The sequence below is a fragment of the Arenibacter sp. F20364 genome (assembly GCF_023015905.1).
In the GTDB taxonomy this organism is placed as follows: Bacteria; Bacteroidota; Bacteroidia; order Flavobacteriales; family Flavobacteriaceae; genus Arenibacter.
Genome location: NZ_JALKBD010000003.1, coordinates 169,789 through 182,869, shown reverse-complemented (window position 1 = coordinate 182,869; position 13,081 = coordinate 169,789). Strand labels below are relative to the sequence as shown.

At 39.9% G+C, this 13,081-nt stretch carries 10 protein-coding genes; 4 read left to right on the top strand and 6 right to left on the bottom strand.

Features of this window, described 5'->3' with window-relative positions; all coding sequences use genetic code 11:
- Positions 1–90 precede the first annotated feature (90 nt).
- Together MWU84_RS03425 and MWU84_RS03420 are read right to left on the bottom strand one after the other, a co-directional pair.
- Positions 91–606 (bottom strand): DUF2892 domain-containing protein, encoded by a 516-nt coding sequence (locus MWU84_RS03425; RefSeq protein ID WP_246898276.1) that lies wholly within the window; start codon positions 604–606, stop codon positions 91–93.
- 1 nt (position 607) lies between these two features.
- Positions 608–1,492, bottom strand: a complete 885-nt coding sequence (locus MWU84_RS03420) for a DUF6263 family protein (protein ID WP_246898273.1) — start codon at positions 1,490–1,492, stop codon at positions 608–610.
- A gap of 206 nt (positions 1,493–1,698) precedes the next feature.
- On the opposite strand from MWU84_RS03420, the gene rpmH reads away from it, so the two are divergent.
- Positions 1,699–1,860, top strand: a complete 162-nt coding sequence (gene rpmH, locus MWU84_RS03415) for a 50S ribosomal protein L34 (RefSeq protein WP_026809253.1) — start codon at positions 1,699–1,701, stop codon at positions 1,858–1,860.
- A 99-nt stretch (positions 1,861–1,959) separates the two neighbouring features.
- Positions 1,960–4,812, top strand: a complete 2,853-nt coding sequence (gene carB / locus MWU84_RS03410; RefSeq protein WP_246898270.1) for a carbamoyl-phosphate synthase large subunit — start codon at positions 1,960–1,962, stop codon at positions 4,810–4,812.
- Between the two features lie 420 nt (positions 4,813–5,232).
- Here the strand turns inward: carB and MWU84_RS03405 are convergent, their stop codons facing one another.
- Positions 5,233–7,083, bottom strand: coding sequence for a Xaa-Pro dipeptidyl-peptidase (locus MWU84_RS03405; RefSeq protein ID WP_246898262.1), 1,851 nt, complete (start codon positions 7,081–7,083; stop codon positions 5,233–5,235).
- A gap of 364 nt (positions 7,084–7,447) precedes the next feature.
- Positions 7,448–8,185, bottom strand: a complete 738-nt coding sequence (locus tag MWU84_RS03400) for an arylesterase (protein WP_246898258.1) — start codon at positions 8,183–8,185, stop codon at positions 7,448–7,450.
- Positions 8,186–8,229: 44 nt separating this feature from the next.
- Here MWU84_RS03400 and MWU84_RS03395 point away from each other — a divergent pair, with 44 nt between their 5' ends.
- Positions 8,230–8,919, top strand: coding sequence for an ABC transporter ATP-binding protein (locus MWU84_RS03395; RefSeq protein ID WP_246898255.1), 690 nt, complete (start codon positions 8,230–8,232; stop codon positions 8,917–8,919).
- Between the two features lie 47 nt (positions 8,920–8,966).
- A complete protein-coding gene (locus MWU84_RS03390) occupies positions 8,967–11,465 on the top strand; it encodes an FtsX-like permease family protein (RefSeq protein ID WP_246898490.1) in 2,499 nt (832 codons plus the stop codon).
- Positions 11,466–11,552: 87 nt separating this feature from the next.
- Here MWU84_RS03390 and MWU84_RS03385 read toward each other — a convergent pair whose 3' ends face one another.
- Positions 11,553–12,068: a MepB family protein gene (locus MWU84_RS03385; protein ID WP_246898252.1), complete on the bottom strand. Its 516-nt coding sequence runs from the start codon at positions 12,066–12,068 to the stop codon at positions 11,553–11,555.
- Between the two features lie 50 nt (positions 12,069–12,118).
- Complete coding sequence (locus MWU84_RS03380; protein ID WP_246898249.1) at positions 12,119–13,081, bottom strand: metallophosphoesterase; 963 nt, start codon at positions 13,079–13,081, stop codon at positions 12,119–12,121.

Genomic DNA, 13,081 nt, shown 5'->3' with positions numbered 1-13,081 from the left:
TACAGACTTTCATATCCAGATCGTTCAAAATCACGGTTTAAATCGATAAGGGTATTTTGAATGTATCAAGTGATAACTAAAGGAAAAACTTTAGATTTTTTTTAATTGCTGCTGCATCATCTTGATCTGCTCCGCAAGCATATTCTGCTTGTCCAACTTCTTGGCCTCGTTCAAGAGCATGGTAGCTTCCCTTTTTCTACGTTTTTGCATAGCTATACCGGCAAGACTTAATTTGGCCATCGCCACATCATAATCCATGTTAAGACCAAATTTCAAAGCCTTTTTAAAGAATTTTTCTGCTTGGGTAAGATTGGTCTGTGAGAAAATTATACCATTAAGGTAATTATAGTAACCATTTTGCTTTTGGGTAAGGGCAGCATCAGGATTTTTTATTTTGTCGAGCCATTTTTTTGTTCCAGCCAAATCTTGCTTACGCATTCTTAGGAATGCCAACAGAATAATTTCATTCCTAAAATATAGAAATATAAAAATAGAGGAAAGGAGAATCAAGGAAATCCCATTTCCGATATTGCCTTCTACAAATTGATATACCGCATAAGCTATAATAAGCGCCGCTATAACTAGTTTTAAATTTTTATTGAACATATTACTTGTTAATTAATTCGTACGTAATTTTAGATTTGATAGTGGTCGGTATTTCTTGTCCGCCCATTTGTTTCATTGTAGATATTCCAGAACTTAAGCCCTCTACCAGCATATATCTAATAAAGCCGGAATTAGTATCTGCCGTCAAGGATGTGGTTTGCGTCCCGCTGAGTTTCATAATGGTATTGGCATCCGTGATATCCATTAACACTGAGGCCTTGCCGCTTATCTTTGCCTTATTGTCCACAATACTCTTAAGGGTCCATACATTGCTTGTCTTTAATTTACCATTGTATGTATTCTCCCATTTGTCGTTGATATTAACTTTTTTCAAGGGATAAATGAATGTCATTTGCTTGTAACTATTGGACAAGGCTTCGGATCCAAACTCATTTTCCAAGGATTTTTTCATCATATTGATAGAAAATTCATCTTCCAAGCCTGAAGCCCTTGCCATTTTGGATACTAAACTATCCCCACCTTGAACTTTTAATATATTTCCGGTCTTTGCCAAAACCATTTTCACGGGATTATTCAATATAGTATTGAAAATTTTGGATTGCATGTCGTCTTCCTTTACCTCTTTTGCATTGACATTCATTAATACCCCTTGGATACTGGAATTCATTTTAAGGTTCAAATCCTTAAAAGTCAATGTCACCTCATAGCCATTACTGAGCTCCCCTAGCACTTTAAATTCCAATATACCGTCAATATGGTTGGTGATTTCATGGGTAGCACCATCCAATTCCTGGGTTATTATCTGCTCGGCATCCTGCTTGATCTTAAAAACATCTCCCTTTTTTAAGTGATATTGCAATGTGGTTTGTGCATAAACACCCATATTGCATAGGATGCAAACCATTAAAAAAATAAAGCGCTTCATGTTAAATTGTGATACTGGTTAAGCCGTTGCAAAAGTAATAAAATCCAGTGGGCCTTATAGTGGGCAATCCTAAAAAAAATATTTTTTTAATTAGATTTGCCAATGCAAAAACTCTTTGTATATTTGCAGCCGGATTTTGCTGTCGACGAAGCAAAATTTAAACATTGTCAAAAGAAATTTAAGGAGACTATAAAAAATACGCTACGATGAGCAAAAGAACATTTCAACCATCAAAAAGAAAGAGAAAAAACAAACATGGTTTTAGGGAACGTATGGCTACTGCCAATGGTAGGAAAGTTCTTGCTAGAAGAAGAGCTAAAGGAAGAAAAAAATTATCTGTATCCTCGGAGCTGAAGCACAAAAAATAATGATAGAATTGTTTTTTTAAAATAACAAGGTGTTACTTTTTCCGAAGTAGCACCTTTTTTTTGTCCAATTCCCTTGTTTAAATATAAATACCTAGTAAAATGCCCAAAAGAAAAGATCTAAATTCTATTTTAATTATTGGTTCAGGACCCATCGTTATCGGTCAGGCTTGTGAGTTCGATTATTCAGGAACACAGGCTTTAAGATCCTTAAGAGAGGATGGTATAGAAACGATACTCATCAACAGTAACCCCGCTACCATCATGACGGACCCCACCATGGCCGATCATGTTTACTTAAAACCGTTGACTACAAAATCCATTAGGGAGATTTTGGAAAAACATCCTAATATAGACGCAGTTTTACCTACTATGGGAGGGCAAACAGCATTAAATCTTTGTATAGAAGCGGATACTAAAGGAATTTGGGAAGATTACGGAGTAAAGATTATTGGTGTAGACATTGATGCCATCAATATTACCGAAGATAGGGAGAAATTCCGTGAGCTGATGCTAAAAATTGGCATTGGCATGGCTCCCCAAGCAACCGCCACTTCCTTTCTTAAAGGTAAGGAAATTGCCCAGGAATTTGGTTTTCCTTTGGTTATCAGGGCTTCCTATACCCTTGGAGGTGCCGGAGCTTCCATAGTCTATAAACCAGAGGATTTTGACGAACTTCTTAGTCTTGGATTGGAAGTTTCCCCAATTCACGAGGTCATGATAGACAAAGCCCTTATGGGGTGGAAGGAGTACGAGTTGGAATTGCTAAGGGACAAGAATGACAACGTGGTCATTATTTGTACCATTGAAAATATGGATCCTATGGGAATCCATACAGGGGATTCCATCACAGTTGCCCCAGCCATGACCTTGTCCGATACTACATTCCAAAGAATGAGGGATATGGCTATTAAAATGATGCGCAGTATCGGGGATTTTGCAGGTGGATGTAACGTGCAATTTGCAGTGAGTCCGGATGAAAAAGAAGACATTATTGCCATAGAGATCAATCCAAGGGTTTCCAGATCGTCAGCATTGGCTTCAAAGGCTACTGGATATCCCATTGCCAAGGTTGCCGCTAAACTGGCCATAGGATATAATTTGAACGAACTAAGTAATCAGATTACCAAATCGACCTCTGCCTTATTTGAGCCAACTTTAGATTACGTTATCGTAAAAATACCACGTTGGAATTTTGATAAATTTGAAGGTTCGGACAGAACTTTGGGACTTCAAATGAAATCGGTAGGTGAGGTAATGGGCATTGGCCGATCATTTCAGGAAGCCTTGCACAAAGCCACCCAATCCTTGGAAATTAAAAGGAACGGACTTGGTGCGGACGGGAAGGGGTATACCAATTACGATGAGATTATCAGTAAACTTACTATCCCAAGTTGGGACCGTGTCTTTGTAATTTATGATGCTATTCAGTTGGGTATTCCATTATCCAGGATCCATGAAATCACAAAAATCGACATGTGGTTTTTAAAGCAATATGAAGAACTAAATCAACTTGAAAAGGAAATTTCCAAATTCAATATTGAAACACTTACCAAAGACCTCCTTTTGGAAGCTAAGCAAAAAGGGTTTGCCGATAGGCAAATTGCCCATATGTTGGATTGCTATGAAAGTGAAGTATACAACAAACGTGTTGCCTTGAATATCAACAGGATCTATAAATTGGTGGATACTTGTGCCGCGGAATTCAAAGCCATGACTCCCTATTACTATTCTACTTTTGAGGCAGAAATTGAAACTCCGGACGGTACGAAATATGTGGAGAACGACAGTGTTGTAACCGATAAGAAAAAAATTGTAGTATTGGGCTCGGGACCCAACCGAATTGGACAGGGAATAGAATTTGATTACTGCTGTGTACACGGGGTATTGGCCGCTTCGGAATGTGGTTATGAGACTATTATGATCAACTGTAACCCGGAAACGGTTTCCACGGATTTCGATATTTCGGACAAGCTTTATTTCGAGCCCGTTTTCTGGGAGCATATTTACGATATTATCAGACATGAAAAACCTGAGGGCGTAATTGTTCAACTTGGAGGCCAAACGGCACTTAAATTGGCAGAAAAGCTTGATAAATACGGAATTAAAATCATTGGTACCAGTTTCAAAGCTTTGGATTTGGCAGAGGATAGGGGAAGTTTTTCCAATTTATTGGTCGAGAACAACATTCCATTCCCACAGTTTGGAGTGGCCGAAACCGCTGATGAAGCCTTGGCACTTTCCGATGAGCTGGACTTTCCATTATTAGTTAGACCGTCATATGTTTTGGGTGGACAAGGAATGAAGATTGTGATCAACAAAGAAGAGTTGGAGGAACATGTTGTAGATCTTTTGAGGAAAATACCAAATAATAAATTGTTGTTGGACCATTATTTGGATGGAGCCATAGAAGCTGAAGCCGATGCCATTTGTGATGGGGAAGATGTATACATCATCGGAATTATGGAACATATAGAACCATGTGGTATTCACTCTGGGGATTCCAACGCTACCTTACCGCCATTTAATTTGGGGGAATTTGTAATGCAGCAAATAAAGGACCACACCAAGAAGATTGCTTTGGCGCTGAATACGGTAGGATTGATCAATATTCAGTTCGCCATCAAGGATGATATTGTTTATATTATTGAGGCTAACCCTAGAGCATCCAGAACGGTACCTTTTATAGCAAAAGCTTACAAAGAGCCTTATGTAAATTATGCTACCAAAGTGATGTTGGGCGAGAAAAAAGTGAAGGATTTTAACTTTAATCCGCAATTGGAGGGTTATGCTATAAAACAACCTGTATTTTCCTTTAATAAATTCCCTAATGTAAATAAGAATTTAGGTCCGGAAATGAAAAGTACGGGAGAGAGCATTCTGTTTATAGAAAGTCTTAAGGACGACGAGTTCTACAACTTATACTCTAGGCGTAAGATGTACTTGAGCAAATAGTTACAAGATTTATGGCTATTGGAAGAAATTCACTTCCATGGAAATAAAAAACTCCTTTTTCTAACTTATTGGAAAAAGGAGTTTTTTAATGATAGACAAAGGTCCTGTTAAACATTCTGTTATGCCCCCCAAAATCAAATTGGGCAAACACACTGCGTCCAGATAACTTATCCTACGGAACTTGAGTTCGACATAAAAATACGTGCAAGACATTGATTACGTGTAAATTAAAAAATTGCTACCGTCTCCTCGAGCCTGCCTTGTCGACAGACAGGCCTACCCGGCGGCAGACAGGCAGAATCGAGAGGTTATTGAACTGTAACGCTTTTAAAATGAGGTCTCGACGCCGATCGACCGGACCAGTATTATATAAACAACTGATTTTAATATAAATATATCGAATTCACGTTGCGGAATTATTTATTCAGTAGCACTTTTAAAAGCTTCCATACCTCCAACAACAGGTATGGTTAAAGTAGTTGCATCCAATTTAACGGATAATTCCGTACCAGGATCGGGCAATAGCGTAAATTCCCTGTCACTTGAGAAAATCATAAGTGCAATTTGTTGGCCCTTGGGGATAATCTGGTCGTCCGGTATCAAGTCAAAAGTTACCTGGTAGTACTGTCCAGGCACCAAAGGTTCACTATGGGTAAGGGACTTGTGGTTTTGAGGGTCTGCCCAACCACGGGTTATAATATTATCCGTTATTTTGGAATTCTTTCCATCATTCCAGGGCAAAGAGACCAACCAAACCGATAAATTGGCGGCAGCTTTATTGCTTGCCAAAGAAATACTGATTTTCGGGATGCCGGATAAATGAATATCTTGTTTCAGGGTTGGCGTAGTATAAAGCAAGCGATGATTGGTATGCTCTGCCTTCGCCAAAGTAGCTCCTGAAAAAGAAAAGTTGTCTACCAAGGTTTCAATGCCCTGGCCCTCCTTCTTTTCTGTGCCTAATCCACCGTGCTCCGGGGCACCACCGTCCAGGTATAGAGTAACTGGAGCTGATTCTGGATTAGGATAATCCCGATAGGGAGTTGGACTTTTCTTATCATCGTTTTCACGAACAATCCAAGCCTTGGCATCTTTCTCAACATCGTTTTGCACCCCGTGTAGATAACGTGTAAACCATTTGTTCATCATGGTTAGTGGCGGTTCCCCACCATGTCCATTCTGATGATAATAAATTTGGGAGGGCAACCCTTTCTCTTTGGCCGCCTTATAAATTCTATAGCTATGTTCCGGCATTACGTTCCAGTCGTTAAATCCATGTGCCATAAGTAATGCGGCCTTCATAGGCTCCATATCATTTAAATAATCACGTCCTGCCCAGAAATCATTATAATCCCCGGTAATCCTATCCATACCATTTTTCATTTCGGTATCCCTGACAACACTGTTGCTATAGGCCCGTTTGGACTCGTCTCCACTATGTATAAAATCATACAGTACGTCTATATCTTCTCCTAAATACCCTCCGGGAGAACGAACTAGACCATTTGATCTATAGTAGTGATAATAGGAAGTATTTGGCGCTACCGGAATAATGGCCTCCAATCCTGGAACTCCTGTGGTAGCCGCAGCCAATGGTATAGTGCCATTATAGGAAGTCCCTGTCATACCTACTTTTCCGGTGGACCAATAAGCCTTTACCTTTTCTTTACCATAGGGTTCCGTATAACCTTTAGCCCTTCCGCACAACCAATCTATGACTGCTTTTGGCGCCAAGGATTCATTATCGCCACCTACTGTGGGAGAACCTTGGGATAGCCCTGTTCCCGGGGAGGAAGAGTGCACTACGATATAACCTCGGGGAACCCAGGTTTTAATATGGGAATTGGAAATAATGGGCCTTTCCCCAATCCTAACTACTTCGGGGTGTAGGCGTTCTTCGGCACCGGCCCCCAGTTCATGACGCACGTCCCAAAAGATCTCCTTTAAATTCGAAGCCACTCCGGCAAAATAAGGACTGCTTATATAGATAATAGGCAACTTAAGGTCTTCGGTTTCGGTTTGACCAGGCCTGGTTACCGACACATGCATTCTATCTTTCTTACCATCCCCATCAGTATCAAACTCTGTTTCAACCCATAGGTCATGCCTAATCCATTTGGATTCATCGCTAAAACCAGGTACAATTTGGGCTTCGCCGTTCTCAAAAATAGGAACGGATTTTTCTAAAAGTATAGCTTCCTTTTGCTGGGCGGTAACAATGGCTAAAAATCCAAACAAAAGCGTAAACAGGAAGGTCATTTTTTTTCTTATCATAATCAATTTTAAAGTGCTATTTAAATTTATATTTAATGACAGTATATGACGATTTTTCATGGCTAACTTATAGGCTGAAATAAAATGGATTTTAATAAATGTTCTTGGGCAGATAATATATGGGATGCTTCCGGCCTTAAATAAAACAATAGGCAGGTAAGATAGTTACTTAGGAACAAAGCAACCAATAACTTCGTTGGAAAGGAATTTGGAACCCTCATGTAAATTAGCAGCAAATAGCAATTATATGAGACGAATATAACCAAAAAATATTGTACAAAAATTCTAGGACTAGTAGTGTGGAGGCTTTACGAAAAAGCAATCCATGAACCATCAATTTTTCAATGTGCTATCCTCAAGTCATTTATTCAATAGCTAACTCCTTTTTATTTTTAAGTACACTGGCGATTATAGGCCATATATTATTGGCTATAATCTTCTGGCCCTCTGCCGTTGGATGTATTCCATCAGGTTGATTCAGTTCAGGATTACCGGCCACGTCCTCTAAAAGAAATGGGATTAGGTCAATATTATTCTCCTTGGCAAGTTCTGGAAATATTTCCTTAAATTCACTGGTATAATCCTGACCCATATTGGGAGGAATTTGCATTCCGGCCAAAATAATGGCTGTATTCGGATTTTTTTGGTGCACCACATCTATAATTTCCTGTAAGTTACTACGGGTTTCTTCCAAAGGAATACCACGTAGGCCATCATTGGCACCAAGTTCCAGTACAAAAACCTCTATATCAGCATTAAGTACCCAGCCAATCCTATTTTTACCACTGGCCGTTGTTTCCCCGCTTAAGCCAGCGTTGACTACTTTATAAGACAATTCCAAAGAATCAACCTTCTCTTGGATCAAGGCTGGAAAGGCTTCATTTGGATCAAGACCCATACCCGCAGTAAGACTGTTCCCGAAGAATAAAATGACTTTGCTTTCAGCTTGGGCCTCCACTTTATTCTCAATGGAATTTTCTTCTTTTTCCCCTGAATCGGCCTTTTTGGTGGCCACATTTCCACAGGAGGCGCAAAAAATGAATAATAAATAAGAAAATCTTAACAAGGTTCGCATGGGATATTGAATTAAAATCAAAATCATTTCTGTATTTTGCCTTCTTTGGAAAACCACGAAACAGAAATAATATGGCAAAGATATTAAACGTAAACAATTTAGGGAAAATCTATAGTAGTGGCTCCAAAAAACTTACGGTATTGCAAGATATTACGTTTGACGTGGAGGAAGGGGATACTTTTTCCATTGTAGGGCCTTCAGGAAGCGGAAAAACTACCTTGCTGGGTATATGTGCCGGACTGGACCAACCGGATTCCGGTACGGTAACCCTGTGCGGTACTGAATTAGGGACTTTAAACGAAGATGAGAGGGCCATACTGCGCAACAGGAATATAGGTTTTGTTTTTCAGGATTTCCAATTACTGCCAACACTTACTGCTTTGGAGAATGTGGCCATTCCTTTGGAATTGAGAGGAGATAAAAATGCTATAAAGAACGGAATGGAATTACTGGACAAGGTAGGATTGCAAAATCGCTTCCATCATTATCCATCACAACTCTCAGGTGGCGAGCAACAGCGTGTTGCCCTGGCCAGGGCATTTTCCAATAACCCCTCCATATTATTTGCCGATGAACCTACTGGGAATTTGGATGCCGAAACAGGTGAAAAGGTGATACAATTACTTTTTCAACTTAATGCGGATGCGGGCACTACCTTGGTTATCGTAACCCATGATTTGGAATTAGCCGCCAAAACCCAACATATACTTAGGTTAAAAGGTGGTAGGATTATTGCCAATCAAAAAACGACAGCACAGTGAACGGACATAACAGCACTTCAAAATCCGGGTTTCAATGGCTCGTAAAAATGGCATGGCGCGATGGAAAAGCCAGTAAGAGGAAACTTTTTCTCTTCATGGCTTCGATTATTATGGGGATCGCCGCCGTGGTCTCTATACAGTCTTTTGGTGATAATCTTAAAAAAAATATCTCCCTACAGTCCAAATCCTTGATGGGAGCCGATTTTATAGTGGATAGTAGAAATCCACCAAATGAAAAGGTAGAAAGAATATTGGATTCCCTTGGAGGAGCCGATGCCAAGGAAATAAACTTTCCCTCCATGGCAGCTTTCCAGAAATCGGGAGCGTCCAAATTGGTTCAAGTTAGGGGAATTGAAGGTGGATTTCCATTTTATGGTACACTGGAGACGGCACCTGTATCGGCAGCAGCTAGTTACCAGAATATGGGCGGAGCCTTGGTCGATGCCACGGTTATGCTTCAGTATAACCTTCAAACTGGGGACAGCATTAAAATAGGAGAGCTAACATTTCCAATTGCGGGTTCGTTAAAATCCATACCCGGAAGTTCCGGGCTGTTCAGTTCTATAGCCCCCCCAGTGGTTATTCCATACAGGTTTATTCAGGAAACTGGATTGATACAGAAGGGGAGTAGGTTGGATTATGAATTCTATTTTGTCCAACCAGCTGCAGATCTAGAGGCATTGGATAAAAAGTTGGACCCCATATTGGATGCCGAAGGTGCGGATTTGGATACGCATACCTCTACAAGTGCCAACTTGGGACGGAGATATGGAAATTTTGGAAAGTTCCTTAATCTGGTCGCTTTTATAGCCCTTCTCCTTGGTTGTATAGGAATTGCCAGTGCCATTAATATTTATATAAAGGAAAAATTGCGATCGGTTGCAGTTCTCAAATGTCTAGGGGCAACCAAAAAACAAACTTTTTTAATTTATTTACTGCAAATCGGGGCGCTTGGATTGTTCGGGGGAGCTGTAGGCACTGCATTGGGCGTAATCTTACAGCAATTATTCCCATTACTCTTGGGGGACCTCTTACCGGTGGATGTACAATTGTCCTTGGCCCCAAAAGCAATAGCAATGGGACTTTTATTGGGCCTTTTTATGTCCATGCTTTTTGCCCTTTATCCCTTGATGGGAACATTATATGTCTCCCCACTTCAGACTTTAAGGGTACAGGAAGTTGGCAAATCAAGATCGAAAAGAGGACTCATTTTGGTCGCTGCCGCAATTTTGGCCTTCTTGTTTCTTTTTTCATATTGGTTATTAAGGGATTGGAAATATTCCTTGTCATTTGTTGCTGGCATCATAGTTACCTTTGCTATTATGGCCGGCTTGTCCGCGATGGCCATGAAAACAATAAAGAAATACTTTCCAACCTCTTGGACTTTTACCGCACGACATAGTTTGTTGAACCTTTTTAGGCCACAGAACCAAACCTTGACCTTGGTCCTGGCAATTGGTATCGGCACCTTTTTAATAAGTACCTTATATTTTACAAAGGATTTTTTGTTGGCTAAATCTACCATGGGAACAGACGCCAATAGTCCCAATATAATTCTTCTGGATATTCAAACAGAACAGAAGGAAGCCGTAGCCCAAACCATTATGGAGGGAGGACATCCTGTATTGACCGATATCCCAATTATTACAATGAGGGTGAATAGCATACAGGGAGAATCTGTCAATGCTATCAGGAAGGATACCGCTTCCACTATTAATTCCTGGATTTTGAACCACGAGTTTAGGGTGACTTATAGGGATAGCCTTATTTCTTCGGAAAAATTGGAATCCGGGGAATGGGTCCCAAGAGTTACTTCCAAGGAGAAAGTACCTATTTCCGTGAGCGATAATTTTGCCAGGGATGCCAAGGTAGCGGTAGGGGACGAGTTGAGTTTTAATGTTCAGGGGGTTATCATGAACACTGTTGTAGCAAGTATACGAACAGTGGATTGGGGCAGGATGCAACTAAATTTTTCCGTTGTATTCCCCTCTGGTATTTTGGAAGAGGCTCCACAATTTACAGTACTCACCACCAATGTACCTGATGAAAACGCTTCGGCAGAATTACAGAAGGAATTGGTTAGAGAATTTCCCAACGTATCCATTCTGGATATAAGACAAATCTTGGTGGTTATAGACAACTTATTGAACAAGATTTCATGGATTATTAATTTTATGGCATTTTTCAGTATCCTCACGGGAATAATAGTCCTACTGGGAGCGGTAAGGACCAGTAAATATCAGCGTATACGTGAAAGTGTCCTGCTTAGAACTATTGGCGCCAGGAGTAAACAAATACTGAAAATAGTGGCCTTGGAGTACTTGTATTTAGGTGTTCTGGGAGGTTTATCCGGTATTTTATTGTCCTTGGCAAGTAGTCAGTTACTGGCATTATTCGTATTTGAATCAGTTTTTACACCATCTTTATTTCCATTTCTCGTGCTGTTCCCTGGAATTACATTACTGGTACTGTTCATAGGTCTGGTGAACAGCAGTAGTGTTATAAAAAGTCCACCCTTGGAAGTATTGCGAAAGGAGGTTAGATAGCGAAAACTTTCCTTCGATATGTATTTAAAATCCAACAAAAGGCAGGAGCAGTTTATAAAGACAGCGGGCATTTTGTTCTGTTAATAGCTATCGCAGTAAATAAAGCATTCTGGCTTTGTCGAGGTCCGTTCTTGAATTTTGCCCAATTTTCAAGAAATATTCCAACTGCCATTTTTGGGTATTTTCGGCTGTTTTATTGGTAGGTTGGGACCAAGGAGGATAAACCCGAAAACCACGTTTCCCTTCATTTTTGTTGCAGGATACTATGCCTTTTTCCATTAGGACCTCTTTAGGAAATATAAATTGACCCATATGAGAAGCCTCAAGGACGTCTATTACAAATAAATCTACCTTATCGGACTCCTCATAAGGGGCGGTATCACCATTCTTATTTCTTTTCCATAAAGTTACGAATTGTCCTATTTTTTTTGGAGTGATTTTAGCTTTCCTAGCTTTAACTTTTAGGTTGTTCAATTCAAATGAGGAGGCTTGGTATTCTCTACTTTCCCTGTCCAGCAGATGGTTTGAAACTATTAGCCCGCAAGGCGCATATACTTCTTGAATGACAAGAGTAGTAAAATCCGTATTTGTTGTAATCTTCATATAGATAATTTGGCTTAAAATACACCAAGTTTAGCAAATAGCTTAAAATACTAAATAGTGTTTTTCGCTAATTTAAGTCTTTCAGCTTCCCATCCGTGGTCTACATATTCCCAAGAAAAATCATTTCCCCTTATTTTAATCTTTACAAAGCCTTCCTTGGTATTGTGTCTTCTTCCTTTCCAACCGTTCCCAGCGATGGAACCTCCTGTTAAAAAATGAAACCTATCGTTGATGAATCCGTATTCCTTCCAATGAATATGTCCTTGTAAAACCAACTTTAAATTATGGTTTTCCAAGATCTTAAACACCTCGGAGGCATTGTTGACCGTTCTACTACCTTCGCTGCCGTTTAACTGGGAGTAGGTACATATCATGGGAATATGGGTGGTAATTATAATAGGAGTGCTTTTCTCTACCTTCGATATATCCTCCTTCAACCAGGCCAATTGCTTTTCGTGAAAAATACCCTGATATCTTTTGTTTTCGGTTACATCCAAAGAGTTTAAGGTTATAAAATGCCAACCTTTATGATCAAAAGAGTAATAGGTATCCCCAAAATGCCTTTCCCACATGCCGTATTTATAATCTGGATGATCTTCAGTTTCGGGACTTTCTTCATAGATGGCGAAAAGGTCGTGATTGCCGATACAGTTATAAACGGGCATATTAAAGCCTTTGCTCAGGTTTTTATAAAGGGTAAAAAGTGATTCGCTTTGTTCATAGTTACCGCGCATGGTATCGTATACGAGGTCTCCTCCAGTAAGGACAAAATCCGGGTTCAGTTCATTTACCTTGTCAATAGCCATTTGAAATCCTTTTGGCGCATTCATTTCCGGTTTTATATGGATATCCGTAAGGAATGCAAACTCAAATGAATCCTCATTTTCCAGTGTTGATTCCTTTTCTTTTGACGGTTCACAGGAAATCTGAGTGAATGGCATAGCCATAGCGGCCAATCCCGATCTGATCAAAAATTTTCTTCTACCGTCTAAATTGTTTTTTTTATCCTCCAT

Coding starts and splice junctions, on each gene's coding strand:
- MWU84_RS03425 (WP_246898276.1), bottom strand. CDS start 606: ATGTTCAATAAAAATTTAAAACTAGTTATAGCGGCGCTTATTATAGCT.
- MWU84_RS03420 (WP_246898273.1), bottom strand. CDS start 1,492: ATGAAGCGCTTTATTTTTTTAATGGTTTGCATCCTATGCAATATGGGT.
- rpmH (WP_026809253.1), top strand. CDS start 1,699: ATGAGCAAAAGAACATTTCAACCATCAAAAAGAAAGAGAAAAAACAAA.
- carB (WP_246898270.1), top strand. CDS start 1,960: ATGCCCAAAAGAAAAGATCTAAATTCTATTTTAATTATTGGTTCAGGA.
- MWU84_RS03405 (WP_246898262.1), bottom strand. CDS start 7,083: ATGATAAGAAAAAAAATGACCTTCCTGTTTACGCTTTTGTTTGGATTT.
- MWU84_RS03400 (WP_246898258.1), bottom strand. CDS start 8,185: ATGATTTTGATTTTAATTCAATATCCCATGCGAACCTTGTTAAGATTT.
- MWU84_RS03395 (WP_246898255.1), top strand. CDS start 8,230: ATGGCAAAGATATTAAACGTAAACAATTTAGGGAAAATCTATAGTAGT.
- MWU84_RS03390 (WP_246898490.1), top strand. CDS start 8,967: ATGGCATGGCGCGATGGAAAAGCCAGTAAGAGGAAACTTTTTCTCTTC.
- MWU84_RS03385 (WP_246898252.1), bottom strand. CDS start 12,068: ATGAAGATTACAACAAATACGGATTTTACTACTCTTGTCATTCAAGAA.
- MWU84_RS03380 (WP_246898249.1), bottom strand. CDS start 13,081: ATGGAGGATAAAAAAAACAATTTAGACGGTAGAAGAAAATTTTTGATC.